The sequence below is a fragment of the Cellulosimicrobium marinum genome, assembly GCF_020551945.1.
Lineage (GTDB): Bacteria > Actinomycetota > Actinomycetes > Actinomycetales > Cellulomonadaceae > Cellulosimicrobium > Cellulosimicrobium marinum.
In genome coordinates, this window is the sequence record NZ_JAJBZH010000008.1 from 26086 (window position 1) to 51722 (window position 25637).

Annotated in this window: 17 protein-coding genes; 6 read left to right on the forward strand and 11 right to left on the reverse strand. The window is 73.5% G+C overall.

Features of this window, described 5'->3' with window-relative positions; translation table 11 throughout:
• Nucleotides 1–121 precede the first annotated feature (121 nt).
• From LGQ04_RS15760 to LGQ04_RS15775, 4 genes are all read right to left on the reverse strand, one after another.
• Nucleotides 122–1294: a Gfo/Idh/MocA family protein gene (locus tag LGQ04_RS15760; protein ID WP_229244919.1), complete on the reverse strand. Its 1173-nt coding sequence runs from the start codon at nt 1292–1294 to the stop codon at nt 122–124.
• 105 nt (nt 1295–1399) lie between these two features.
• Nucleotides 1400–2464 carry a substrate-binding domain-containing protein gene (locus LGQ04_RS15765; RefSeq protein WP_229244920.1) on the reverse strand — a complete coding sequence of 355 codons (1065 nt, stop codon included), beginning with the start codon at nt 2462–2464 and terminating at the stop codon, nt 1400–1402.
• 66 nt (nt 2465–2530) lie between these two features.
• A complete protein-coding gene (locus tag LGQ04_RS15770; RefSeq protein WP_229244921.1) occupies nt 2531–3583 on the reverse strand; it encodes an ABC transporter permease in 1053 nt (350 codons plus the stop codon).
• Nucleotides 3580–5100, reverse strand: a complete 1521-nt coding sequence (locus tag LGQ04_RS15775; RefSeq protein ID WP_229244922.1) for a sugar ABC transporter ATP-binding protein — start codon at nt 5098–5100, stop codon at nt 3580–3582. Before LGQ04_RS15775 ends, LGQ04_RS15770 begins: the two co-directional genes overlap by 4 nt.
• Before the next feature lie 413 nt (nt 5101–5513).
• On the opposite strand from LGQ04_RS15775, the gene LGQ04_RS15780 reads away from it, so the two are divergent.
• The 3 genes from LGQ04_RS15780 to LGQ04_RS15790 all read left to right on the forward strand — a co-directional run bounded on the left by LGQ04_RS15780 (nt 5514) and on the right by LGQ04_RS15790 (nt 8381).
• Nucleotides 5514–6695, forward strand: coding sequence for an ROK family transcriptional regulator (locus tag LGQ04_RS15780; protein WP_229244923.1), 1182 nt, complete (start codon nt 5514–5516; stop codon nt 6693–6695).
• A 73-nt stretch (nt 6696–6768) separates the two neighbouring features.
• A complete protein-coding gene (locus LGQ04_RS15785; protein ID WP_229244924.1) occupies nt 6769–7434 on the forward strand; it encodes a ThuA domain-containing protein in 666 nt (221 codons plus the stop codon).
• An 8-nt stretch (nt 7435–7442) separates the two neighbouring features.
• Nucleotides 7443–8381, forward strand: a complete 939-nt coding sequence (locus LGQ04_RS15790; RefSeq protein WP_229244925.1) for a dihydrodipicolinate synthase family protein — start codon at nt 7443–7445, stop codon at nt 8379–8381.
• A gap of 44 nt (nt 8382–8425) precedes the next feature.
• Here the strand turns inward: LGQ04_RS15790 and ligA are convergent, their stop codons facing one another.
• Both ligA and adhE read right to left on the reverse strand, forming a co-directional pair.
• Nucleotides 8426–10954, reverse strand: coding sequence for an NAD-dependent DNA ligase LigA (ligA, locus tag LGQ04_RS15795; protein ID WP_229244995.1), 2529 nt, complete (start codon nt 10952–10954; stop codon nt 8426–8428).
• A 188-nt stretch (nt 10955–11142) separates the two neighbouring features.
• A complete protein-coding gene (gene adhE / locus LGQ04_RS15800) occupies nt 11143–13848 on the reverse strand; it encodes a bifunctional acetaldehyde-CoA/alcohol dehydrogenase (RefSeq protein WP_229244926.1) in 2706 nt (901 codons plus the stop codon).
• A gap of 195 nt (nt 13849–14043) precedes the next feature.
• Here adhE and LGQ04_RS15805 point away from each other — a divergent pair, with 195 nt between their 5' ends.
• Nucleotides 14044–16239, forward strand: a complete 2196-nt coding sequence (locus LGQ04_RS15805; protein ID WP_229244927.1) for a prolyl oligopeptidase family serine peptidase — start codon at nt 14044–14046, stop codon at nt 16237–16239.
• Nucleotides 16240–16878: 639 nt separating this feature from the next.
• On the opposite strand, the gene LGQ04_RS15810 is transcribed toward LGQ04_RS15805, so the two are convergent.
• From LGQ04_RS15810 to LGQ04_RS15820, 3 genes are all read right to left on the reverse strand, one after another.
• Nucleotides 16879–19353, reverse strand: coding sequence for a glycoside hydrolase family 65 protein (locus LGQ04_RS15810; protein WP_229244928.1), 2475 nt, complete (start codon nt 19351–19353; stop codon nt 16879–16881).
• Nucleotides 19350–20093 carry an HAD family hydrolase gene (locus LGQ04_RS15815; RefSeq protein WP_229244929.1) on the reverse strand — a complete coding sequence of 248 codons (744 nt, stop codon included), beginning with the start codon at nt 20091–20093 and terminating at the stop codon, nt 19350–19352. Before LGQ04_RS15815 ends, LGQ04_RS15810 begins: the two co-directional genes overlap by 4 nt.
• A 127-nt stretch (nt 20094–20220) precedes the next feature.
• Nucleotides 20221–21258 carry a uroporphyrinogen decarboxylase/cobalamine-independent methonine synthase family protein gene (locus tag LGQ04_RS15820; protein ID WP_308016421.1) on the reverse strand — a complete coding sequence of 346 codons (1038 nt, stop codon included), beginning with the start codon at nt 21256–21258 and terminating at the stop codon, nt 20221–20223.
• Nucleotides 21259–21401: 143 nt separating this feature from the next.
• Here LGQ04_RS15820 and LGQ04_RS15825 point away from each other — a divergent pair, with 143 nt between their 5' ends.
• Entirely contained in the window at nt 21402–21875 is a 474-nt protein-coding gene (locus LGQ04_RS15825; RefSeq protein WP_229244931.1) for an ester cyclase, read from the forward strand.
• Here the strand turns inward: LGQ04_RS15825 and mnmA are convergent.
• Both mnmA and LGQ04_RS15835 read right to left on the reverse strand, forming a co-directional pair.
• Entirely contained in the window at nt 21842–22999 is a 1158-nt protein-coding gene (mnmA, locus tag LGQ04_RS15830) for a tRNA 2-thiouridine(34) synthase MnmA (protein WP_229244932.1), read from the reverse strand. The two genes, LGQ04_RS15825 and mnmA, sit on opposite strands and share 34 nt — an antisense overlap.
• On the reverse strand, nt 22996–24306 hold the full coding sequence (locus LGQ04_RS15835; protein ID WP_229244933.1) for a cysteine desulfurase family protein: 1311 nt from the start codon (nt 24304–24306) through the stop codon (nt 22996–22998). Before LGQ04_RS15835 ends, mnmA begins: the two co-directional genes overlap by 4 nt.
• A 229-nt stretch (nt 24307–24535) precedes the next feature.
• Here LGQ04_RS15835 and LGQ04_RS15840 point away from each other — a divergent pair, with 229 nt between their 5' ends.
• Nucleotides 24536–25606 (forward strand): phosphotransferase, encoded by a 1071-nt coding sequence (locus tag LGQ04_RS15840; RefSeq protein WP_229244934.1) that lies wholly within the window; start codon nt 24536–24538, stop codon nt 25604–25606.
• Nucleotides 25607–25637: the final 31 nt, after the last annotated feature.

Here is a 25637-nt window from a genome sequence, read left to right on the forward strand (position 1 = left end):
GTGCTCCCGCCGCGGCACCCGGCCCGCCTCGCGGGCCGCCACGGACCTCCTCTCTCTCGTTCGCGAGGACCGGCGCCCGCACGGTCGTCGGGCGGGCGCCGGTCGCACGCGGCACGTCCGGTCAGGGTTCGACCCAGCTCCCGGACTCCGCGCTGCGCTCGACCGCGTCGAGGACGCGCTGGACCGCGAGACCGTCGGCGAACGTCGGCGACGGTGCGGTACCGGCCGCGATGCCCTCCACCAGGTCGACGACCTGGTGCGTGAACGCGTGCTCGTACCCGAGCCCGTGACCGGCCGGCCACCAGTGCCCGACGTACGCGTGCTGCGGCTCCGTGACGACGATGCGGCGGAAGCCCGCCGTCGCCGGCTCGTCGGCCGCGTCGAAGAAGTGCAGGACGTTCATGTCCTCGAAGTCGAACGCGAACGACCCCTTCGAGCCGTTGACCTCGAGACGGATCGCGTTCTTGCGCCCGTACGCGAACCGGGTCGCCTCGAACGTCCCGATCCCGCCGCCGGACAGCCGCGCGAGGAACACCGCGGCGTCGTCCACCGTGACCGGGCCCTTCTCGGTCCCGCCCTGCCCGGACAGGCCCGCGAACTCCGTCGCGATCGGACGCTCGGTGACGAACGTCTCGAGCATCCCCGTGACGCCCGTGATGCGCTCCCCCGTGATGAACTGGGCGAGGTCGATGACGTGCGCCCCGATGTCGCCGAGCGCACCGCTGCCGGCCTTCGCCTTGTCGAGGCGCCACGACAGGGGCGCGTCCTCGTCCGCGATCCAGTCCTGCAGGTACTGCGCGCGCACGTGCCGGACCGTCCCGATCCGGCCGTCCGCGACGAGCTGGCGGGCGAGCTGGATCGCGGGGACCCGGCGGTACGTGAAGCCGACCATCGCGACCTGGCCGCGGGCTGCCGCCGCCTCCGCGGCGGCGACCATCTTCTCGGCCTCCGCCACCGTGTTCGCGAGCGGCTTCTCGCACAGGACGTGCTTGCCCGCCTCGAGCGCGGCGATCGCGATCTCGGCGTGCGTGTCCCCCGGGGTGCAGACGTCGACGAGGTCGACGTCGTCCCGGGCGACGAGTGCCTGCCAGCTCGTCTCCGTGGACTCCCACCCCAGACGCTGGGCCGCCGCGGCGACCGCCTCGGGGTTGCGTCCGCCGAGCACCCGCATGCGCGGGTCGAGCGGCAGGTCGAAGAAGCGGGGGGCGGTCCGCCAGGCCTGCGAGTGCGCTGCCCCCATGAACGAGTACCCGACCATTCCAACACCGAGCGCGGTGCCGTTGTGTGCTGCCATGACGTTCCTTCCCTGCGCGCGCCCACGGCCCGCCGGGCTGCTGCCCGGGCGGACCGTGGGCGCGGTCCGCGTGCTCCCTGCTGACGACTCCGGTGACGCCGTCGGTCAGGAGTCGAACGCGGTGGGCAGGTACTGCTCGACGTTGTCCGCCGTCACGACGGGCGCGTAGAGCTGGACGGTGCGCGGGACGCCCGACGACGCCAGGTCGCTCATGTTCTTGTCGTGCGCGACGAGACGGGCGAGCTTGATGCCGTCCGCGGCCTGCGTCGACGGGTAGATGACCGTGGCCTGGAGGACCGAGTCACCCGACTGGATGTGCTCCATGACCTGGCGCGAGCCCGCGCCGCCGACCATGAAGAACTCGTCACGGCCCGCGTTCTCGATCGCCGCGAGGACGCCGACGCCCTGGTCGTCGTCGTGGTTCCAGATGGCGTCGATCTCCGGCTCGGCCTGCAGGAGGTTCGACGTCGCCGTCTCGCCGCCCTGGACGGTGAAGTCGGCCTGGACCTGCGTCGAGACCTCGAGGCCGCAGTCGGAGAGCGCGTCGGCGAAGCCCTGGCTGCGGTCCTGCGTGAGCGGCAGCGACGCGATGCCCTGGATCTCGGCGATCACGGCGTCGGACTGGTCGCCGAGCTGCTCGCAGATGTACGTGCCGGCGCTCACGCCCATGCCGTAGTTGTCGCCCAGGACGGTCGAGCGGGCGGCGAACGGGCTGGAGAACTCGCGGTCGACGTTGATGACCGGGATGCCGGCCTCCATGGCCTCCGTGGCGATCTCGGTGAGGGCGGCGCCGTCGAACGGCAGCAGGACGATCGCGTCGACCTCGTCGTTGATGAAGCCCTGGATCTGGCTGATCTGGACGTTGACGTCGTTCGTGCCCTCCGCGACGCGGAGCTCGACGTCCTCGTAGTTCTCGGCCTCGGCCTGCGCGGCCGACGTGATGGCGCCCATCCAGCCGTGGTCGGCGGCGGGGGCCGAGAAGCCGATGACGACCTCGTCGCCCGGCGCGTCGTTGTCGGAGACGGCGGTGTTGCCGCCACCGCCGCCGTCGCCCTCGGACTCCTCCTCGGGCGCGGTGTTCGACGTGCACGCCGTCGCGATGAGGGCGAGCGAGGTGGCCGTGACGGCCGCGACCGCGAGACGGCGGCGCATGGTGGTGCGGACGGACATGAGATCTCCTTCGACGATGTCCTGGTGTGGGTGGTGGTGATGCGGGGTTCGTGGGGACGACGCCCGTCAGCCGCTGGACGACGACCGGGTGAAGCGCTGCTGGAGCAGCACGGCGACGATGATGATCGCGCCCTTGGCGATCTGCTGGACCGAGCTGTCGAGGTTGTTCTGGATGAACAGGTTGGTGAGCGTCGCGAAGATGAGCACGCCGAGGACGGTGCCGACGATCGTGCCGCGACCGCCCGCGAGGAGCGTGCCGCCGACGACGACCGCCGCGATGGCGTCGAGCTCGTAGAGCAGGCCGTTCGTCGACGACCCGGCCGTGGTACGGGCGAGCATCATCGCGCCCGCGATCCCGGCCGTGAGACCGGAGAGCGCGTAGAGGTACATCACGTGCCGCTTGACCTTGATACCCGCGAGGCGCGCCGCCTCCGGGTTCCCGCCGACGGCGACCGTCCGGCGGCCGAACGTCGTGCGGTTGAGGAGGAACCACCCCGCCACCGCGACGACGATGAAGATCCAGACGATCTTCGGCATGCCGAGCAGGTCGCCGCGGAACGTGTCCCGGAACGAGTCGTTCTCGACGATCTGCGTCTGCCGGTTGGCGATGAGCTCGGCGAGCCCGCGCGCCGCGACGAGCATCGCGAGCGTGGCGATGAACGCCACGACCCGTCCGTAGGCGACGAGCACGCCGTTGACGAAGCCCGCGCCGAGACCCACGGCGAGCGCGCACGCGACCATGATGATCCAGCCGTACTGGTCGGCGAGGGTCTGCGTCGCGAGCGTCGTCGCCCAGACCGACGCGAGACCGAGGACGGAGCCCACCGACAGGTCGATCCCGCCCGCCGTGATGACGAACGTCATGCCGATGCTGACGACGCCGATGACGGAGGCGAGCGACAGGATGACCATGAAATTGTCGAGGCTCGCGAACCTCGACCCGGCGGTCGCGTACCCGACGACGACGAGCGCCAGGAGTGCCGCGACGAGGCCCAGGTTGCGGCCGGCCCCTCCCGACAGGAGGTTGCGGCCGCGGCTCGCCGAGCCGGCGTCCTGCTTCTCGGCGCGGCCTGACTCGTCCGCGGTCGGCGTCGACGCCGACACCTTCTGCTCGCTCACGCGACACTTCCTTCCATGACCATGTCGAGCACCTGGTGCTCGTCGATCGATGCGGCGGGTCCCTGGTGCACGACGCGTCCCTCGGAGATGACGAGGACACGGTCGGCCAGACCCAGGACTTCGGGGATCTCGCTGGAGACGACGACGACGGCGGCGCCCTCGTCGGCAAGGCGGCGGATCAGGGCGTAGATCTCTGCGCGGGCGCCGACGTCGACACCGCGCGTGGGCTCGTCGAGGAGCAGGACGCGGCAGCCGTGCACGAGCCAGCGGGCGAGCATCGCCTTCTGCTGGTTCCCGCCCGAGAGCGTGCGGATCGCCCGGTCGACGCCGGTGGGACGCAGCTCGAGGGACTCGGCCTGCTCCTTCGCCGCCTTGCGCTCGGCACGCTCGTCGAGGAACCCGGCCTTGGCGAACCGGGCGAAGGTCGACAGCGTGACGTTGCGGTAGACCGGCTCGTCGAGCAGGAGGCCCTGGCTCTTGCGCTCCTCGGGAGCGAGCCCGATCCCGGCGTCCACGGCGGCGGCGACCGACCCGGCGCGCAGCCGGCGGCCGTCGACGGTGACGCGCCCGCCGGTGGCGCGCCGTGCGCCGTAGACCGTCTCGAGGATCTCGGAGCGGCCTGCGCCGACGAGCCCCGCGAGGCCGACGATCTCCCCGGCCCGCACCTGCATGCTCACGTCGGCGAACGTGCCGCGCAACGACAGGTCCTGCACGTCGAGGACGACCGGGGCGTCGTCGGGCAGGTCCGGGGCGTCGGGGAAGACGAACTCGACGGACCGGCCGGTCATGAGGGTGATGAGCTGCGAGGTCGGCGTGTCGGCGACGGAGAGGTTCTGCGCGACGGTGCGCCCGTCCTTGAGGACCGTGATCCGGTCGCCGATCTCGCGGATCTCCTCGAGACGGTGCGAGATGTAGACGACCGCGACACCGGACGACGAGAGCTCCTTGACGACGCGGAAGAGGTTGCCCACCTCCTCGGAGTCGAGCACCGCGGACGGCTCGTCCATGACGATGACCCGGGCGTCGTGGGAGAGCGCGCGCGCCATCGACACGATCTGCTTGCCCGCGGCCGACAGCTCGCCGACCTCCCGGGTCGGGGAGATCTCGGAGTGCCCGAGACGCTCGAGGATGTCGCGCGTGCGCTTGACGGCCTCGCGGCGCTGGGAGAAGCCGAGGGTCGCGAGCTCGTGGCCGAGGTAGACGTTCTCCGCCACGGTGAGACCGTCCACGACGTCGAGCTCCTGGTACATCGTCGCGACGCCGTGCCGCAGCGCGGCGACGGGGTCGGAGATGCTGATGGGCTCGCCGTCGAGGAGGATCGTGCCCTCGGTCGGCTGGTGGGCGCCGGCGAGCACCTTGATGAGCGTGGACTTGCCGGCGCCGTTCTGCCCGAGGAGGCAGTGGACCTCTCCGGGGAGGATCTCGAGGTCGACCCCGTCGAGCGCCCGCGCTCCGGGGAAGACCTTGACGATGCCCTGCATCTGCAGGAACGGCTGGGGTGGGTCTGCGGTGACCATGTCGGCGAACCTAGCGAACCTTCTGACGGCCGTCAATCATAAGTCCGCCCTCTTTTGAGCCCGTTACCACTCTGTAACCGACAAAAGTGGCGCTGGCGCGCGGATCCACCGCCCGGGAGGGTCTGCTACCGTCACGCTCCGGCACGCGTCGGTGCGCACCCGACCGACGTCGGACCATGACCGCGGTGTCACCGGACGGGTCGCGTGGTTCCAGGTCACGGAGGACAGGGGGCGGGGTGCGGGCCGAGAGGCGAGCCCGGGACGGGAGGAACGGACCTCCGGAACTTTCGGCGACCTCGGTGTCGCCTTGGAAGGCGACGGTAGGGTACCTTTTGGCGATCGTCAAGCAAAAGCCGATGAATCGTCCGTGACCAGCGGGCGACCGACGAGAGGCTCCGTGATTCACTGTGCCCATGGAGGAACTGCTCAAGTTCGCGCCACGCCCGACCGGTGCCGGGGACATGTTCCAGCTGCTCCGGGACGGTCAGCCTCGCACGCGCGCGGACCTGGCGTCGATCACCGGCCAGGCACGTTCCACCATCGCGGCACGGATCGACCTCCTCATGACCGCCGGGCTCATCGCCCCCGCCGGTGAGGCGAGCTCCACCGGCGGTCGGCCGCCCGTCACCTTCGCCTTCAACCCCGGCGCCCGCATCGTCCTCGCCGTGGACCTCGGCGCCACCCACGCGCGCCTCGCGGTCACCGACCTCGCCTCGAACGTCCTCGCCGAGACCGACGCCGCGCTCGCCATCGCCGACGGGCCCGACGTCGTGCTCTCCTGGGTGGCCGAGACGGGCGAGAAGCTCGTCGCGACGACCGGCCGGAGCATCGACGACCTCGTGAGCGTCGGCGTGGGCCTCCCCGGGCCCGTCGAGCACTCCACGGGTCGGCCGATCAACCCGCCGATCATGCCCGCGTGGGACGACGTCGACGTCCCCGGGATCCTCGCCAAGCACTTCGACGCCGCGGTCCTCGTCGACAACGACGTCAACATCATGGCGCTCGGCGAGCACCGGACCGCGTGGCCGACCGTCACCGACATGCTCTTCGTCAAGGTGGCGACCGGCATCGGCTCCGGCATCATCGCCGACGGCGAGCTGCGCCGCGGCGCCCAGGGCGCCGCGGGCGACATCGGGCACGTCGTCGTGCCGAGCGCCGCGGACGTGCCGTGCCGCTGCGGGAACGTCGGCTGCCTCGAGGCCGTCGCGAGCGGGCAGGCGGTCGCCACCGCGCTCGCCACGGCGGGCCTCGACGCCCGGACCAGCGCCGACGTCGTCACCCTCGTCCGGTCCGGCGACCTCACGGCGAGCCAGTCGGTGCGCCAGGCCGGCCGCGACATCGGCTCGGTCCTCGCCGCGTGCGTCAGTCTGCTCAACCCGTCGCTCATCGTCATCGGCGGCATCGTCGCCGAGGCCGGGGAGCACCTCATCGCGGGTATCCGCGAGATCGTCTACCAGCGCTCCCTCCCGCTCGCGACCCAGCACCTGCGGATCGTCACCTCGCAGGCGCGCGGTCAGGCGGGCGTGCTCGGTGCCAGCGCCATGGCGGTCGATCACGTACTCTCTCCCGCAGCGATCGACGCGCTCGTCAGCTGATGGGCGCGCCGACGCGCCCGGCCGCGGCGCGGCGGGCACGAGGGACCTGTGTGACGAGGCACGAGGAGGACTCATGACCGAGCGGGACCGGCGCGCGCTCGTCGTCCGGGGCGGATGGCCCGGACATGCACCGGAGGAGGCGGCGGAGCTCTTCGTCCCGTTCCTGGAGTCGTCCGGCTTCGACGTCACGCTCGAGAACACCCTCGAGGTGTACGCCGACACGGACTTCATGAGCGACCTCGACCTCGTCGTCCAGTGCTGGACGATGGGCGAGATCCTGCCCGACGAGATGCGGGGACTGCGCACCGCCGTCACGAACGGCACCGGCTTCGCGGGGTGGCACGGCGGCATCGTCGACTCGTTCCGGCTCGCCACGGACTACCTGCAGATGGTCGGCGGACAGTTCGCCGCCCACGCGCACGACCTCGTGGACCACACGGTCGACGTGGTGCCGGAGCGGGCGGACCACGAGATCGTCGCCGGGGTGGGCCCGATCGCCCTGCGCTCCGAGCAGTACTGGGTGCTCGCGGACTCCTACAACGACGTCCTCGCGACGACGACGATCCACCCGCACGACGGCGACCCGTGGCGCGAGCCCGTGGTCTGCCCGGCGGTGTGGACACGGCAGTGGGGCGCGGGGCGCGTGTTCGTCTCCACGATGGGTCACCAGCTTGCCGACCTGGAGGTCCCCGCCGTGCGGACGATCGTCGAGCGCGGGCTGCTCTGGGCCGCGCGCTGACCGCGCGGGTGCTCCCCTTCCGCGGGCTCCTCGCGTACCCCGTCACGCCCCTCGGGCCCGACGGCGCCCCCGACCTGGGCGTCCTCTCCCGCCTCGTGCTCGACGCCGCGCGCGCCGGGGTCGACGGCGTCGCCGTCCTCGCGTCGTCGGGTGCCGGGGTGACGTTCGACGCCGCCGAGCGCGACGCCGTCGTGCGTGCCGCGGTCGAGGCGGCTGCCTCGGCGGGCCCCCGGGACTCCGCTGACCGCGCCTCGGATCGGGTCCCGGTGCACGCGGCGGTGAGCGGCGCGTCGACGCGCGAGGTCGTGGCACGGGCGCGCGCGGCCCAGCGCGCCGGAGCCGACGGGCTGGTCCTCGCTCCGTTCTCCTACGTCCCGCTCGTCGACGCGGAGGTCGTGGCCCTCTTCGGCGCCGTGGCGGACGCCGTCGACCTGCCCGTGTGCTTCTACAACAAGCCTGTCCAGACCGGGTACGACCTGTCTCCCGAGGTCTTCGCACGGCTCGTGCACGACACCACCGTGGTCGCGGTGAAGGACCCCGCGGTCCTCCCCACGCGTGACCACGACCGTGTCGACGCGCTGCGTGCCGCAGGTCCCGGCGTGAGCGTCGGGCTCAGCGGCGACGTGCCCCTGCTCGACGACGCCCCGCCGGCCGACGCGTGGCACACCGGGATCGCGGCGCTCGCCCCCGTCGAGTACCTCGCCGTCCGGCGCGAGCGGGCCGACGGCACCCCGACCCCCGAGGGAGAGGCCTCGCGGCGGTGGCTGCTCGAGGTCGCGCGCGCGACGGCGGCGATGCGGCCCGTCAGCGCCCTGCACGCGCTCGCGAACGCCCTGGGCGTGCCGACCGCTCCCCCGCGCGGCCCGTCCCTGCCCGTCACCGCGGCCGAGAAGGCGACGCTGCGCGACCTCGTCGCCCGGCGGCCCGCCCTGCCCGTGGTCCGGTGAGCTTCGACGAGCGCGTGCCGGCGGGCCTGGGGCACCCGTAGCGCTCAGGCGCCGTCGAGCGAGCCGGCGTCGGACGATCCGGCGTCCTCCCCGCTGCCGACGAGGTGCGCGACGGCGTCGGGGCCGCCGGCCAGGAGCGCGACGAAGCCCTCCTCGTCGAGGATCGGCAGGCCGAGGTCGCGCGCCTTGGTCTCCTTCGAGCCGGCGTTCTCCCCGACGACGACGTAGTCGGTGCGCTTCGAGACCGACCCTGACGCCTTGCCGCCCGCGGCGAGGATCGCCTCCTTCGCACCGTCACGGCTGAAACCCTCGAGCCCACCCGTCACGACGACCGTCAGACCCGCGAGCGGCCCCGTGGGCCCGGCGGCCGCCTGCGCCGCCATCGCCTCCGGCCCGGGGTGACCGGGCGTCGCGAACCGCACGCCGGCCGCGGCCCAGCGCTCGACGATCTCGACGTGCCAGTCGACCTCGAACCAGGCGATGAGCTCGTCGGCGATCACCGGGCCGACGCCCTCGACGGCGGCGAGCTCCTCGCGCGAGGCGGCGCGGATGCGGTCGAGTGACCCGAACCAGTCCGCGAGCGCGCGGGCCGCGACCGGGCCCACGTGACGGATGTTGAGCGAGACGAGGATGCGCCACAGGTCCTTCGTCCTCGCCCGCTCGAGCTCGTCGACGAGGGTCTGCGCGGTGGTCGACGGCCCGTAGACCGCGAAGTCCTTCTTGACGCCCGCGGCGCGACGCTCGGCGGGCGTCGCGTCCTCGTAGCCGGGCGGGTACGTCCGCGCGACGAGCTTCTGGAAGGGGCGCGCGACCTTCGCCGTCGTCGTCGAGCCGTCGGACATCGTGACCTCGGCCGACTCGCCCTTGCCGTCGCTCGGCCGGGGCAGACCGGTCTCGGGGTCGCGGACCACGACCTTGATCGGGGCGAGCAGGTCCACCGTGAGGTCGAACAGGCCGGCCTCGGTGACGAGCGGCGGCTCGGCGGGCTCGAGCGGCTGGGTGAGGGCCGCGGCGGTGACCTCGCCGAGCGCCTCGACGTCGAGACCGCCGCGCGAGCCGATGTGCTCGACGCGCCCGCGCACCTGCGCGGGGCACGAGCGCGCGTTGGGGCAGCGCAGGTCGACGTCGGCCTCCTTCATGGGCCGCAGCGGCGTGCCGCACTCGGGGCAGTCGGCGGGCATGACGAAGTCCTCGCGCGGGTACCCGTCGTCCGCGAGCGCGTCGACGGGCCCGAGGATCTCGGGGATGACGTCGCCGGCCTTGCGCAGCACGACCATGTCGCCGATGCGCACGCCCTTGGCCCGCACGACGTCCTGGTTGTGCAGGGTCGCCTGCCGGACGGTGGACCCGGCGACGAGCACCGGCTCCATGACGGCGTAGGGGGTGGCGCGGCCGGTGCGCCCGACGCCGACCTGGATCGCGAGGAGGCGCGTGTTGACCTCCTCCGGCGGGTACTTGTACGCGATGGCCCAGCGCGGGGCCCGGCTCGTGGCGCCGAGCCGCCGCTGGTCGGCGAGCGCGTCGACCTTGACGACGATGCCGTCGAGCTCGTGCTCGATGTCGTGCCGGTGCTCGCCGAAGTGCTCGATCATCGCGAGGACGCCGTCGATCCCCTCGACGACGCGGTTGTGCGGGGAGACGGGGATCCCCCACTGCGCGAAGAGCGCGTAGGCGTCGGACTGGGTGGCGAGCTCGGTGTGCTCGCCCGCCGTCCACTGCAGCGCGCCGACGCCGTGCGCGTAGAGGCGCAGCGACTCGACGCGTGCGAGCCCGACCTCGAGGTCGAGGCCCGACTTCTTGTCCAGCAGCTGGCGCAGGCCGCCCGCCGCGGCGTTGCGGGGGTTGGCGAAGTGGGGGAACCGGCGCAGCGCGGCCTCCTGGGCCCGGGCCTCGTCGAACGTACGGCGCCCGCGCGCCTCGTCCACGGCCCGGACCCGCATCTCGCCCTGGAGCGCGTTGAGCCGCTCGAAGGCCGCGACCGGGATGAACACCTCTCCGCGGACCTCGACCACGTCGGGGTGGCCGTCGCCGGACAGCACCTGCGGGACGTCGGCGATGCGCAGGGCGTTGGCCGTGATGTCCTCGCCCTCGCGGCCGTCGCCGCGCGTCGCGGCCCGCACGAGCCGCCCGTTCTCGTAGAGCAGGGCGATCGCGAGGCCGTCGATCTTCACCTCGGACAGGTACCCGACGTCGCCGTCGGGCACGCCGAGGTCCCGCGCGACCCGGGCGTCCCAGGCGCGCAGCTCGTCCGTGCTGAACACGTTGTCGAGCGACAGCATGCGCTCCAGGTGCGCGACGGTCGCGAACCCGGCCGCCGCACGCCCGCCGACGCGCTGTGTCGGGGACTCGGGCGTGACGAGCGCAGGGTGCGCCGCCTCCAGCGCCTGGAGCTCGTGCATGCGCGCGTCGTACGCGGCGTCCGACGAGACCGGCTGGTCCGCCTCGTAGTAGGCCCTCTGGTCCTCCTCGACGAGCGCGACGAGCTCGGACCAGCGACGCCGCGCCGCCGCCTCGTCGAGCGCGGCCGCGGAACCGGCCCCGGGGGCGTCCGGCCCCGGCCCGGTCGGGTCCACGGTCCGGTCGTCGGTCGCGTCGGCGGTCGGGTCGGCGGTCGCCTCGGTGCTCTCGGTCACCCGCACATCATCCCGCGGACCGCCGACACGTGCCGTCGGCGCAGGCACCGTGGGCATGCGGGCGCACGACCGGGCCCGACGGCGCGAGGGGACGCGCGCCGTCGGGCCCGGTGGTCCTGCTGCCGCCGTCAGCCGGCGGCGACCCGCTCCGCCCGGACGGCCTCGCGGCTGCTGCCGCGGTAGGCGGCGGCGAGGATGTCGCGCATGTCCTCCAGGACGGGCATCCGCGGGTTCGCCGGGGCGCACTGGTCCTCGAAGGAGCGCAGCGCGAGCTCGTCGAGGCGGCTCATGAACGCCGTCTCGTCGACGCCCTGCGCGGCGAACGTCGCCTCGATGCCGACCTTCGCACGGAGCTCCTCGACGGCCTTCGCGTACGACTCGACACCCTCCTCGGGGGTGCTCGCCGGCAGGCCGAGGTGCCGCGCGATCTGCTGGAAGCGCTCGGGGGCGACGTAGCGCTCGTACTTGGGCCAGCTCGTGAGCTTGGTCGGGACCTGCCCGTTGTAGCGGATGACGTGCGGCAGGAGCACCGCGTTGGTGCGCCCGTGCACGAGGTGGAACGTCGACCCGACGGTGTGCGCCATGGCGTGCACGATGCCGAGCATCGCCGAGCCGAACGCCATGCCCGCGATGGTCGCGGCGTTGTGCATCCGCTCCCGGGCCTTGGGGGCGGACGCCCCGAGCGTGACCGAGTCCTCGATGCTCTCGAAGACCATGCGGATCGCCTGGAGGCACAGCCCGTCGGTGAAGTCGTTGGCGTAGACGGACACGAACGCCTCGGTCGCGTGGGTGAGCGCGTCGAAGCCGGAGTCCGCCGCGAGCGTCGCCGGCATGGTCTCGGTGAGCACCGGGTCGACGATCGCGACCGTGGGCGTGAGCGCGTAGTCCGCGAGGGGGTACTTGAATCCGGTCTCCTCGTCGGTGATGACCGCGAAGGGCGTCACCTCCGCGCCGGTGCCGGACGACGTCGGGATGCACACGAGCTTGGCCCGGCCGCCCAGCTCGGGGAACTTGTACGCGCGCTTGCGCACGTCGAAGAACTTCTCGCGCATGTCGGAGAACTCGATCTCCGGGTGCTCGTAGCGCAGCCACATGACCTTCGCGGCGTCCATGGGCGAGCCGCCGCCGATCGCGACGATCGTGTCGGGCTCGAAGTCGCGCATGGACTCCGCGCCGCGGTTCACCGTGCCGACGCTCGGCTCCGGCTCGACCGAGTCGACGACCTGGATCGCGACCTTCTCCTCGCGCCGCCCGAGCACGTCGAGCACGCGGTCGACGACGCCGATCCGGCTCATCACCTTGTCCGTGACGATCGTGACGCGGTGCACGTCGCGCATCTGGGCGAGGTACTGCAGCGAGTTCGGCTCGAAGTACGTCTTCGCCGGGACCTTGAACCACTGCATGTTGTTGTTGCGTCGCCCGATCCGCTTGACGTTGATGAGGTTGACGGCCGAGACGTTGTTCGACACCGAGTTCGCGCCGTAGCTGCCGCACCCGAGCGTGAGCGACGGCAGGAGCGCGTTGTAGATGTCGCCGATGCCGCCGAGCGACGTCGGGCTGTTCCACAGGACGCGGACGGCCTTGACGCGCGAGCCGTACCGCTCGACGAGCGCCTCGTCGGACGTGTGGATCGCGGCCGAGTGCCCGAGCCCGTCGAGCTCGACCATGCGCTCGGCGAGCGTCACGCCGTGCTCGGTGTCGCGCGCGCGCAGCACCGCGAGGACGGGCGTCAGCTTCTCGCGGCTCAGCGGCTCGCCGGGGCCGACGTCGTCGATCTCCGCGAGGATGATCGACGTGTCGTCGGGGACCTCGAACCCGGCCTCGCGGGCGATCCAGGCGGGAGACTGGCCGACGACCTTCGGGTTGAGCTTCGCGCCGGCGCAGTTCGTGCCGCTCGCCTCGACGCCGAAGATCAGGCGCTCCAGCTTCGCCTTCTCCGCGGGGGTCGCGCGGTAGGCGTGCAGGCGGTCGAGCTCGCGCATCGCCGCGTCGTAGATCGCGTCGTCGAGGATGAGAGCCTGCTCCGACGCGCAGACCATGCCGTTGTCGAACGACTTCGACATGACGACGTCGTTGATCGCGCGGCCGAGGTCGGCGCTCTTCTCGACGTAGGCGGGCACGTTCCCGGCGCCGACGCCCAGCGCCGGCTTGCCGGCCGAGTAGGCCGCGCGGACCATGCCGTTGCCGCCCGTGGCGAGGATGAGCGAGACGCCCGGGTGGTGCATGAGCGTGTTCGTCGCGTCGATGGAGGGGTGCTCGACCCACTGGATGCAGTCGTCCGGCGCACCTGCCGCGACCGCGGCGTCGCGCACGACACGGGCCGCCTCGACCGACGAGCGCTGCGCGCTCGGGTGGAACGCGAACACGACGGGGTTGCGCGTCTTGAGCGCGATGAGGGACTTGAAGATCGTGGTCGACGTCGGGTTGGTCACCGGGGTCACGGCGCACACCACGCCGACCGGCTCGGCGATCTCGACGACACCGGTGAGCTCGTCCCGGCCGACCACGCCCACGGTCTTGAGGTTCGCCATGGAGTTCGGCACGTGCTCGCACGCGAAGATGTTCTTCGTCGCCTTGTCCTCGAACACGCCCCGCCCGGTCTCCGCGACGGCCATCTGCGCGAGGTGCCCGTGCTTGCCCAGCCCGGCGACCGACGCCTTGAGGACGATCCGGTCCACGTCCTCCTGGGTGAGGCTCATGTACTGGTCGAGGGCCTTGCGCGCCCGCTCGACGAGGACGTCGATCTCCTCGGTCGTGCGGGTGCGGACCTCGTCGGTACGGTTCTCGTCGGTACGGGTCCCGACGACCTTCGTGCTCGCGCCCTTCGCGCTCATGCGTCCCCTCCGGTGCCCGGCCGGGCCGGGCGTCGGGCCGCGGGTGCTGCCGGGACCGGGTGCCCCGGCTCCTTCAGCGGTCTCTCTACTTGTGAAGTCTTTCACAAGACGGGGGGTGCGCTCAAGGGATCCCCGGTGTCTCTCCGGACACAGGTCTTTGGTCCCGACCTCCGGAACGGCCCGTAGGGTGGGCGCATGACTGCCGAGCACGTGACGGACGCGACCACCCCCGCGACCCCCTCCCCCGTCGACGCCACCGACCCCTACCTGTGGCTCGAGGACGTCGAGGGCGACGAGGCGCTCGCCTGGGTCCGCGCCCGCAACGCGGAGGTCGCCGCCACCCTCGAGGTGCCCTCCGCCTTCGGCACCCTCGAGACCTCCATCCGCGAGGTCCTCGACTCCGACGCCAAGATCCCCGAGGTCTCCCTCGTCGGCGACCACCTCTACAACTTCTGGCGCGACGCCCGGCACGAGCGCGGCCTGTGGCGCCGCACCACCCTCGACTCCTACCGCACCGACTCCCCCGACTGGGAGACCGTCCTCGACCTCGACGCGCTCGCCGCCGAGGAGGGCCAGAGCTGGGTGTGGCACGGCGCGAGCGTCCTGCGCCCCACGCCCGCCCAGCTCGCCGCGGGCGAGCCGTGGCGCCACGCCCTCGTCGAGCTCTCCCCCGGCGGGTCCGACGCCGACGTCACCCGCGAGTTCGACCTCGTCACCCGGCAGTTCGTCGACCCCGCCGACGGCGGGTTCCACCGCGCCGAGGCCAAGGGGTCGCTCGGCTGGGTCGACGCCGACACCGTGTACGCCTTCACCGACTTCGGACCCGGCACGCTCACGCCGTCCGGCTACCCGCGCGTCGTCAAGCGCTGGACGCGCGGCACCCCGCTCGCCGACGCCGTCACCGTGTTCGAGGGCACCGACGAGGACATGTACATCTCCGCGTGGCGCACCCACACGCCCGGGTTCGAGCGCGACTTCGTGCACCGCGCCAAGGCGTTCTACTCCGACGAGCTCTACCTCGCCGAGCACACCGGCACCCCCGACCAGGTCCTCACGAAGATCGACGTCCCCGACTCCGCCGAGGTCGGCGTGCGCCGCGAGTGGATGCTCGTCGAGCTCCGCGACGACTGGACCGTCGCCGGCGCCACCTACCGCGCCGGGTCGCTCCTCGTCACCCGGTTCGACGCCTTCCTCGCCGGGGACCGCGGCTTCACCGTGCTCTTCGAGCCCACCCCCACGACGTCGCTCGCCGGCGCGACCTGGACCCGCCACCACCTCGTCGTCAACGTGCTCGACGACGTGAAGAACCGCCTCCACGTCCTCACCCCGCCCCCCGGCGAGACGGACGACCCCGGCGAGCGCGCGACGTCGGGCACCGGCTGGGTGCGCTCCGAGGTGCCCGGCCTGCCCACGCTCGGCACCATCGGCGTCCGGGCCGTGGACCCCGTCGAGAGCGACGACCTGTGGGTCGTCACCACCGACTACCTCACGCCCACCACGCTGTCCCTCCTCCACCTCGGCGAGCGGCCCGCCGACGCAGCGGCGCCCGAGCCGCTCAAGTCCAACCCCGCGTTCTTCGACGCGTCCGGGATGAGCGTCGTCCAGCACTTCGCCACCTCCGACGACGGCACGCGCGTCCCGTACTTCGTCGTCGGGCGCACCGACCTCGTCAGGGCCGACGGCGCCACGACCCCCGGCACGGCACCCACCCTGCTCTACGGGTACGGCGGGTTCGAGGTCTCCCTCACGCCCGGCTACTCCGGCGCGCTCGGGCGCGGCTGGCTCGCCCACGGCGGCGTGCACGTCGTCGCGAACATCCGCGGCGGCGGCGAGTACGGGCCCGCATGGCACCAGGCCGCGCTCAAGGCCGACCGGCACCGCGCCTACGAGGACTTCGCCGCCGTCGCCCGCGACCTCGTCGCGCGCGGCATCACGACCCACGAGCACCTCGGCATGGAAGGCCGCTCCAACGGCGGCCTGCTCGCCGGCAACATGCTCACCCAGTACCCCGACCTGTTCGCCGCCGTCATCGTCGGCGTGCCCCTGCTCGACATGAAGCGTTACACCAAGCTCCTCGCCGGGGCGTCCTGGGCCGCCGAGTACGGCGACCCCGACGACCCCGACCAGTGGGAGTTCATCCGCACGTTCTCGCCCTACCACCTGTTCGACCCCGACCGCACCTACCCGCCGGTCCTGTTCACCACGTCGACCAAGGACGACCGCGTCCACCCCGGCCACGCCCGCAAGCTCGCCGCGCTCATGCTCTCCGCCGGCAAGGACGTCACCTACTACGAGAACATCGAGGGCGGCCACGGCGGCGCCGCGAACAACGCGCAAGCCGCGCACATGGCGGCGATCCACTACCGCTTCCTCGCCGAGCGCCTCGCCTGACGGCCCCGTTCTCTGCCCGTCGCTCCGTCGGCGGTGCCCGGGCTGCGGCGCAGTAGTCGGTGCCCGGGTCCACGGGTGGGACGCCACCGGCGCTCGGGCTGCCGCGCCGTCGCCCGGCCCGTCGGCCGTCGGTTCTCGCGCGCGGCTCGACGCCCTTCGCACCCGACGTCGCCCCACCCGCTCACCGGTCCGGCACCTCGGCGGTGCCTCGCCGAGGGACGAGGAGAACCGCGGTCCGCCGAAGGAGAGCCGTGGTCGCGCGAGATGGGCTGGGTCGACGTCAGCGGCAGGTCGGAGCTCGTCCTCGGTACGCGTGCAGCGGTAAGAGGCGAGAGGCGCACGAGGGTCGGTGGGGAGGAGCGGGCGCGGGTCGTGGCGGGTCTGGTCCGAGGGAGCGTCCGGAGTGAGCTTGCGAACGTAGGAGGATCCCGACCGCGAGAACGGGAGCCCGCGAGGGACGAGCGGGCGGATGGTAGACCTGCGCGCGCTCCTCCCCGCCGACCCGGACCCGCCGACCACGGTTCTCCCTCACGTGACCACAGTTCTACCTCGCGCAACCACGGTCCTCCCTCGGCGGACCGCGGTACTACCTCGCGCGACCACGGTTCTCCCTCGCCCGACCGCGGTTCTCGAGGTCTCCTACGAGTGCGGGACCGTGGCGGTGATGAGGGTGCCGTCCTCGCGGCGGTTGCCGGACAGGGCGCGCAGGCTCGGGCGGCCGGGGCGGTCGGGGCCCTGGCCGTCGAGGACGACGCGCACGACCTCGGCGCCGACGTCGACCTGCTCTCCCCGGACCCCGACCTGCACGGGGTCGCCCGTCTCGACGACGAGCTCGACGGCGTCGGGCAGCACGGTGACCTTGAGGCGCGAGCCGTGCCACGTGAGGCGGAACGCGAGGGAGTCCCAGTCCCGCGGGAGCCGCGGGTCGAAGGTGAGCTCGCCGTTGTGGTCGCGCATGCCGCCGAACCCGCACACGAGGGCCGACCAGGTGCCGCCCGCGGAGGCGACGTGGACGCCGTCGGACGCGTTCGCGTGCAGGTTCGCGAGGTCGACGAACAGCGAGGACAGGAAGTACTCGATGGCGAGCTCGTGGTAACCGACCTCGGCGGCGATGATCGACTGCACGACGCCCGACAGGGTCGAGTCACCGGTGGTCAGCGGGTCGTAGTACTCGAAGTCGGCGAGCTTCTCCTCGGCCGTGAAGAGCTGGCCCTGGAGGAACAGCGCGAGCACGACGTCCGCCTGCTTGAGGACCTGGTAGCGGTAGATGACGAGCGGGTGGTAGTGCAGGAGGAGGGGACGCTTGTCGACGGGGGTGTGGGCGAGGTCCCAGATCTCCCGTTCGAGGAAGTGGGAGTCCTGCGGGTGGATGCCCACGCCCTCGTCGTACGGGATGTTCATGTGGTCGGCGGCGCGCTGCCACTCGCGCGTCTCCGTCGCCCGCAGGTACAGCCGGTCGACGAGGAGGGCGTAGTCCTCCGGGAAGTCCTCGCGCATCCGCTCCACGACGAAGGCGGCGGCCCGGAGGTTGAACCGTGCCATGACGTTGGTGAAGAGGTTGTCGTTCACCACGGTGGTGTACTCGTCGGGGCCGGTGACGCCGTGGATGTGGAACGCGTCGTCGCCGTTGGCGCGCCAGAACCCGAGGTCCTCCCACATGCGGGCCGTCTCGACGAGGACGTCTGCGGCCTCGCGGCGCAGGAAGTCGGTGTCGCCGGTCGCGCGGACGTACTGCACGAGCGCGTAGCTCACGTCCGCGTTGATGTGGTACTGCGCGGTACCGGCGGCGTAGTAGGCGGACGCCTCCTCGCCGTTGATGGTGCGCCAGGGGAACAGCGCACCCTTCTGCGAGAGCTGGTGCGCACGCCGACGGGCCGCGTCGAGCATCTGGTACCGCACGCGCAGGGCGTTGCGTGCGTAGCGCGGGCTCGTATAGGTGAGGAAGGGCAGGACGTAGATCTCCGTGTCCCAGAAGTAGTGCCCGCTGTAGCCGGAGCCGGTCAGGCCCTTGGCGGGCACCCCGTTGCCCTCGGCACGCGCCGTCGCCTGCGCGAGCTGGAACAGGTTCCACCGCACCGCCTGCTGGACCTCGGGGCGACCGGCGATCTCGACGTCGGAGCGCGCCCAGAACGCGTCGAGCCACGCGCGCTGCGCGGCGACCAGCGCCGGGACGCCGTCCTCGTGGGCACGGTCGAGGGTGCGGCGGCAGCGGTCCACGAGCTCGCGCGACGGCACGCCACGCGACGTGTGGTACGCGACGGTCTTGGTGAGACGGATCGGGCGGCCGGGCTCGGCGTGCACGCGGAAGACGTGCTTCGCGAGGTCCTCGTCGACCTGCGTGCGCACGTCCCACGCGTTCTCGGTCTCGAGGTGGTCGTCGGCCGCGACGGCCAGCGTCATCCCCGAGTTCGTGCAGCGGTACGAGAGCACGACCCGCTCGTCGTCGCCCCACTGCGTCTGCGGTTGCAGCACCCGCCCGGCGAACTGGTTCGCCTTGCGCGGGTCGAACCCCTCGCCGAGCGACGCGGACCGGACGTGGTACTCGTCCTGGCCGTCCTGCCGGTTGAGCACCTGGGAGGAGATCGCGACGGGTGCGGAGTCGTCGAGCAGCGTGACCTCGAACGTCATGACGGCCAGGTGGCGCTCGGTGAACGACACCATGCGCTCGGACCGGATCTGCACGCGCTTGCCGGACGGGGTGCGCCACAGCAGCTCGCGACGGAGCACGCCGTCGCGCAGGTCGAGCGAGCGCTCGTAGTCGATGAGGTCGGCGACGGGCAGGAGCAGCGGCTCGTCGTCGACGTAGAGCCGGATCACCTTCGCGTCGGGCACGTTGACGATGGTCTGCCCGACCTTCGCGAACCCGTACGCCTCCTCGGCGTGGTGGATGGACCACGTCTCGTGGAACCCGTTGATGAACGTTCCGTGCGAGTGGGACTCGCGCCCCTCCTCGACGTTGCCGCGCATGCCGAGGTAGCCGTTGGCGACGGCGAACAGCGTCTCGGTGACGCCGAGGTCCTCGGCGGAGAACCGCTGCTCGACGAGTCGCCAGGGGTCGGCGGGGAACCGGAGGCGGTCGACGGTGTTCTGCTCGTCGTCGGTCCGGCGGATCACGCGTCGTCCTCCGTCCGGTACGAGGTGTCGAGCACGGCGGCGTCGAGCTCGCCGAGGTCGGCCACGACGACGTCGGCGCCGTGGGTGCGCAGCGCGTCCGCGCCGACCCCCCGGTCGACGCCGAGCACGAGCCCGAAGGCCCCCGCGGCGCCGGCCTGGACGCCGGAGAGCGCGTCCTCGACGACGACGGCCTGGGCCGCGGGCACGCCGAGCAGCTCGGCGGCGCGCAGGTAGGTGTCGGGCGCGGGCTTGCCCGCGATGCCCTCGCGTGCGGCGACGTTCCCGTCGACGACGACCTCGAACCGGTCCGCGAGGCCGGCCGCGGCGAGCACCGTGGGCGTGTTGCGCGAGGAGGAGACGACGGCGACGTCCGCGCCCGCCTCGGTCACGGCGTCGAGGAACTGCACGGAACCGGGGTAGGGCGCGATGCCCTCCTCCGTGAACATGCGGTTGACGATCTCGTCCTTGCGGTTGCCGAGCGCGCAGACCGTGCCCTCGCCGGGGGCGTCGTCGGCCGTCCCGCGCGGCAGCTCGACGCCGCGCGACGCGAGGAAGGTCGCCACGCCGTCGTACCGGGGCTTGCCGTCGATGTGGGCGAAGTAGTCGGCGGGCGTGTACGGGGCCAGGCCGCGCGCCGTGCAGAACGGCGCGAACAGCCGCTCCCAGGCGCGCATGTGGATCTCGGCGGTGGGGGTGAGCACACCGTCGAGGTCGAAGAGCACGGCTCGCAGGACGGGCATCGGGGTCCTTCCGCGGTCGGAGGCGGGACGTCCGGTCGGGACCGGGCGCGCGGGTGCCGACCCGCGGCGTCGTGCGGTGCCGACGGGCCGAGGTCAAGCCTACGCAGCGTGAGGTCCCCGCGACGACTCACGCGTGGGCGCGTTCGCCCAGCACCTCCGCGACGCGGCCGAGGTTCGCGAGCACCGCGCGGTGCTCGTCGGGAGTCCCCGTCGGTGCACGGCCCGGCCCACGGCCCGTGGTGCGGGGCGCACCGAGGAGCGTCACGTCGTCGAGGGCGTGCGCGGGCAGCCCGATGCGCCGCCAGGGGACGGACACGAGGTCGGCGAGCTCGCCGAGGGCGGGTCCTGCGCACTGCGACACCCGCGCGGGCGGCAGCGCGACCCACAGGCCGGCACCCCGCTCGACGGCGCGCGCGACCGTCTCCCACAGCCGTTCGTCCCAGGCGCCGGGGGCGAGCCCGACGGCGTTCGCGCCGGCCAGCACCGCGGGCGCCACCCCCACCCAGGCGGACCCCAGGTGGACCACCGTCCGCGCCCCGGCCGACCGCGCGGCGTCGAGCACGGGCCGCAGCCCGTCGACGAGGTCCGGCCCCGGCACGGCGCGCAGGCGCGCGTACCCGGAGAAGGTGGGCAGCGCGCCCGCCCCGACCGCTGCGAGCAAGGGCTCGTCGAGCTGCACGACGACGTCCGCCCCCGGCACCTGCCGCCGCACCTCGGACACGTGGTCGGCGACGCCGTCCGCGAGGGACGCGACGAGGTCGGCGACAGCGCCACGGTCGGAGAGCACCCGGTCGCCCCGGGCGAGGTAGAGGTCCGCGGCGAGCGTCCACGGGCCCTGCACGGTGACGGCGAGCGGGCCGGTGTACCCGGCGCCGGCGATGGACAGCGCCTCGACGTCCTCGCGCAGCAGCGCGTCGGCGCGGCGCTCGTCGGCCCCCGGGTGGTCGGCCAGCTTCCACCCGTGCGGCCCCAGCTCGGCGGGCAGGCCGGGCAGGAGCGCGGCGGTGCGGCCCGTCGCGTCCGCGCCGGGGCCACGACCGGTGAGCTGGACGAGGAACGGGACGCCGCGCACGCCCGTCGGCAGCGCGGCGAGGTCGTCCAGCACGGTGAGCTGCGCGTCGAGCACGTCCCCCGGGCCGCCGGGCCACGGGCCGAGGCCGCTCACCGCGGGCACGGTGCACCAACCTGCTGGTCGTCACGATTCACGGACCTGCCACCTCTCTTCGGGTACTGGACGGACCCAGCCGTGCCGTGACCTCGCCGAGGCCCGGGGGCGCACGACGGTCCCCGCCGGAAGGACACGCTCCCATGAGGGCTCGACCGTTCGCACCCGTGCCCACGCCCGGCGTCCCCGCCGTGGGCGCCAACAAGGCGGCGGCGATCGCCGTGCACACGCAGGCCATCCCGGGCAACCACGCCGACGCGCTGGCCACCCTGCTCGCGCCCGGCTTCCACGACCACGACCCCGTGCTCGGGGAGGGGGGCGCCGAGGCGCTCGTCGCCGCGACCCACCGCTACTCGGACGCGTTCTCCGACCAGCGGGTCGACGTGCTGCACGCCGTGGCCGAGGGCGACCTCGTGGCCCTGCACGTCGAGCTCAGCGGACGGCACACGGGGTTCTTCCGCGGGGTCGCGCCGACCGGCCTCCCGTTCCGCGTCCGCGAGATGCACCTGCTGCGGTTCGACGCGGGGCGCGTCGTGGACCACTGGTGCGTCCGGGACGAGGACGCGCTCGCCCGCACGCTCGCTCAGGGCGCCACCGTCGCGGCGGGCGCCCGGTAGGCGCGGTCCACGGTCGCCTGCCCGAGCACGCGCGTGCCTGCGTAGACGACGAGCGACTGCCCGGCGGCGACGCCGCGCAGCGGGACGCCCAGCTCGACGACGACCGACCCCGCCGCCCCGGGCTCCGTCGCGCGGACCCGCGCGGGCACCGGGGTGCCGTGGGCGCGGACCTGCACCTCGGCGTCGAACGCGTCGCCGGGACGGGCGAGGGCGCCGGGTCCGTCGAGGACGCCGTCGAACCACACCGCTCCCCCGGCCTCGACACGGTCGACGCTCAGCAGCTCCGCCGGCCCGACGACGACCCGGTTCGCGACGGGCTGGACGTCGAGGACGTAGCGCGGGCGGCCGTCGGCGGCAGGGCGGTCGATGCCGAGCCCCTTGCGCTGGCCCACGGTGTACGCGTACGCGCCGTCGTGCTCGCCGAGCACCCGCCCCTCGGTGTCCACGACCTCGCCCGGGCGCGACCCGAGCCGCTCGCGCAGGAACCCCTGCGTGTCGCCGTCGGCGACGAAGCAGATGTCGTACGAGTCCGGCTTCGCGGAGACCGACAGGCCGCGCGCCGCGGCCTCGGCGCGGACCTCGTCCTTCGACGCGAAGCCCCCGAGCGGGAACATCGCGCGTGCGAGCCGCTCGGGGCCCATGACCGCCAGCACGTAGGACTGGTCCTTCGCCGTGTTCGGCGACCGGTGCAGCTCGCGCACCGTCGTGCCGGCGCCCGGGACGTCCCGGGTCACGACCTGCGCGTAGTGGCCCGTCGCGACGGCGTCGAACCCCAGCGCGGTCGCCTTGTCGAGCAGGGCCTCGAACTTGATGTGCTCGTTGCACCGCACGCACGGGTTGGGCGTGCGCCCCGCCTCGTACTCGGCGAGGAAGTCGGCGACGACCGTGTCCTCGAACCGCTCCGACAGGTCCCACACGTAGTAGGGGATGCCGAGTACGTCCGCGGCGCGCCGCGCGTCGCCCGCGTCCTCGATGGAGCAGCACCCGCGCGAGCCCGTGCGGAACCGGTTCCGGTCGCGCGACAGGGCCATGTGCACGCCGACGACGTCGTGCCCGGCCTCGACCGCGAGCGCCGCGGCGACCGCGGAGTCGACGCCGCCGGACATGGCGGCGAGCACCCTCATGCGACCCCCTCGGCGGCGGTGCGGTGCCCGGGTGCGGGCGTGGCGGCGGGGCGTGGCGCGCGCGTGGTGTGGCGCGGACGGGCGGGGGCGGACGCGAGCCCCGCGGCCCGGGCACGGTCCACCGCGGCGGGCAGCGCGTCGAGGAGCTGCGCGACGTCGTCGGGCGTGGAGGTCTCCCCGAGCGTGAAGCGCAGGGCGCCGCGGGCGTCGGTCTCGTCGACGCCCATGGCGAGCAGCACGTGCGACGGCTGCGGCACGCCCGCCTGGCACGCGGACCCGGTCGAGGCCTGGACCCCGGCGGAGTCCAGGAGGTAGAGCAGCGAGTCGCCTTCCGCGCCGGGGACGGTGAAGTGGGCGTTGCCGGGCAGCCGTTCCGCCGCGCCGTCGGCGGGGTCGGGGCCGCTGAGCACGGCGTCGGGGACGGTGCGGCGCACCCCTGCGACGAGGGCGTCCCGCAGTGACGCGAGGTGCGCGGCGCGCTCGTCCCGACGCGCCACCGCGTCGGCCACGGCCACGCCGAACGCACGGATCGCCGGGGTGTCGAGCGTGCCCGAGCGCACGCCGCGCTCCTGCCCGCCGCCGTGCAGGACGGGGGTCAGGGGGGCGTCCCGGCGGGCGACGAGCGCGCCGACGCCGAGGGGTCCGCCGAGCTTGTGGCCCGAGACCGTCATCGCGTCGAGCCCGCTCGCGGCGAAGTCGACCGGGACCTGTCCGACCGCCTGGACGGCGTCCGAGTGCACGGGCACGCCGTGGGGACGGGCGAGCTGGACGACCTCGTGCACGGGCTGCAGCGTGCCCACCTCGTTGTTGGCCCACATGACGGAGATCAGGGCGATCTCCGGCGCGTGCTCGTCGAGCTCGGCCCGCAGCGCGTCGAGGTCGACGCGGCCCTGCGCGTCGACCGGCAGGAGGACGATCTCGGCGCCGGCGTGCTCGGCCATCCAGAACGCCGGGTCGAGGACGGCGTGGTGCTCGACCGCGGAGACGACGATGCGCCGTCGTCGCGGGTCCGTGGTGCGGCGCCCCCAGAACAGGCCCTTGACCGCGAGGTTGTCGGCCTCGGTGCCGCCCGCCGTGAGCACGACCTCGCTCGGCCGCGCCCCGAGCGCCGCCGCGACGGCCTCGCGCGCCTCCTCGACCGTGCGTCGGGCGCTGCGCCCCGCGGCGTGCAGCGAGGACGGGTTCCCGGTGCGCGACAGCTCGTCGACGAACGCCTCGCGCGCCGGCGGCGACAGGGGTGTCGTCGCGGCGTGGTCGAGGTACGCGACGCGGGGCGCGCGCGGTCCGGGAAGGGAGGTCACGGTCATCCAGTCTACGAACCGCGACGGCTGCCCGTACCAGGGTGCGGTCAGGCGCTGGACAATCCCCCACGAGGCGCTAGGTTGGCAGGGGTCTGCGCCCGGCGGCCGAGCCGGGGCCGTCGGACCTCGAACCGGGGACGCACGCGACACGTGACGTCATGGCGCCCCCGCCCGACCTCGCGCCGCGTCGTGCCGCGGGTCGCAGCAGCCGGACGACAGGGGAAGTGGCACACCGATGCCCGACGACGTCGCACCCACCGCGGACACGCACGTCCCGGTCGCCTACGGCGGCGGACGCCTGCGCTGGGAGGACCTGCCCGTCGAGCTGCGGCGCGAGGTCGAGGCGGTGGCCGGCGCACGGGTCGTCGAGTCGACGTCGGTGGCCTCCGGCTTCAGCCCGGGGCTCGCGTCGGTCGTCGAGCTCGACGACGGTCAGCGCCTGTTCGTCAAGGCTGCGCGCAGCGCCGACGCCCCGTTCGCCGCGGACCTGCACCGTGCGGAGGCGCGGATCGCCACGCGGCTCCCCCGCGAGATCCCCGCGCCGCGGTTCGCCTGGGGGCACGGCGACGGCGACTGGATCGTCCTCGCCTTCGAGGTGGTGGACGGCCACGTGCCCGCCACCCCCTGGGACCCGGACGAGCTCGACCGCGTCCTCGCGCTGCTCTCCGTGCTCGCCGCCGCGCCGGGCGCACGCCGCCTCCGGCTCCCGCCCACGGGACCCGACTTCGCGAACATGTCGACGGGGTGGCGCTCGCTCGTCGACGACCCCGACCCGGGCCTGGCCGACCTCGTGCCGTGGGCGGCGCGCCACCTGCCCGAGCTCGCCGAGGCCGAGCGCAGCACGCTCGTCGCGTGCGAGGGCGAGGCGTTCGTGCACGGCGACCTGCGGGCCGACAACGTGCTCCTCACCCCCGACCGCGCCTACCTCGTGGACTGGCCCTACGCGTCCCGCGGCGCCCCGTGGCTCGACCTCGCCATGTTCCTGCCGAGCGTGGTCATGCAGGGCGTCACCGGGGTCGTCGAGCCCGTCACCCCGTCCGCCGACGACGCGCGGCGTGCCCACGGCGGGGCGTGGGCCGCCGCGACGTTCGCCGCCCACCCGCTCGGGCGCGACGTGCACCCGGCCGACCTGCGCGCCGTCGTCGCGGGCGTGGCCGGGTACTTCCTGCACTCCGCCCGGCAGCCGGCACCGCCCGACATCCCGAACCTGCGCGCGTTCCAGCGCGCGCAGGGTGTCGCCGCGGTCGCGTGGCTCGAGCAGATCGGGCTGTGCCCCCTGCGGACGACGGCGGCGCCGGCCCCCTGAGGTGACCGGCGCCGCCGGCGGGTGTCACGTC

Coding starts and splice junctions, on each gene's coding strand:
- LGQ04_RS15760 (WP_229244919.1), bottom strand. CDS start 1,294: ATGGCAGCACACAACGGCACCGCGCTCGGTGTTGGAATGGTCGGGTAC.
- LGQ04_RS15765 (WP_229244920.1), bottom strand. CDS start 2,464: ATGTCCGTCCGCACCACCATGCGCCGCCGTCTCGCGGTCGCGGCCGTC.
- LGQ04_RS15775 (WP_229244922.1), bottom strand. CDS start 5,100: ATGGTCACCGCAGACCCACCCCAGCCGTTCCTGCAGATGCAGGGCATC.
- LGQ04_RS15780 (WP_229244923.1), top strand. CDS start 5,514: ATGGAGGAACTGCTCAAGTTCGCGCCACGCCCGACCGGTGCCGGGGAC.
- LGQ04_RS15785 (WP_229244924.1), top strand. CDS start 6,769: ATGACCGAGCGGGACCGGCGCGCGCTCGTCGTCCGGGGCGGATGGCCC.
- adhE (WP_229244926.1), bottom strand. CDS start 13,848: ATGAGCGCGAAGGGCGCGAGCACGAAGGTCGTCGGGACCCGTACCGAC.
- LGQ04_RS15805 (WP_229244927.1), top strand. CDS start 14,044: ATGACTGCCGAGCACGTGACGGACGCGACCACCCCCGCGACCCCCTCC.
- LGQ04_RS15815 (WP_229244929.1), bottom strand. CDS start 20,093: ATGCCCGTCCTGCGAGCCGTGCTCTTCGACCTCGACGGTGTGCTCACC.
- LGQ04_RS15825 (WP_229244931.1), top strand. CDS start 21,402: ATGAGGGCTCGACCGTTCGCACCCGTGCCCACGCCCGGCGTCCCCGCC.
- mnmA (WP_229244932.1), bottom strand. CDS start 22,999: ATGAGGGTGCTCGCCGCCATGTCCGGCGGCGTCGACTCCGCGGTCGCC.
- LGQ04_RS15835 (WP_229244933.1), bottom strand. CDS start 24,306: ATGACCGTGACCTCCCTTCCCGGACCGCGCGCGCCCCGCGTCGCGTAC.
- LGQ04_RS15840 (WP_229244934.1), top strand. CDS start 24,536: ATGCCCGACGACGTCGCACCCACCGCGGACACGCACGTCCCGGTCGCC.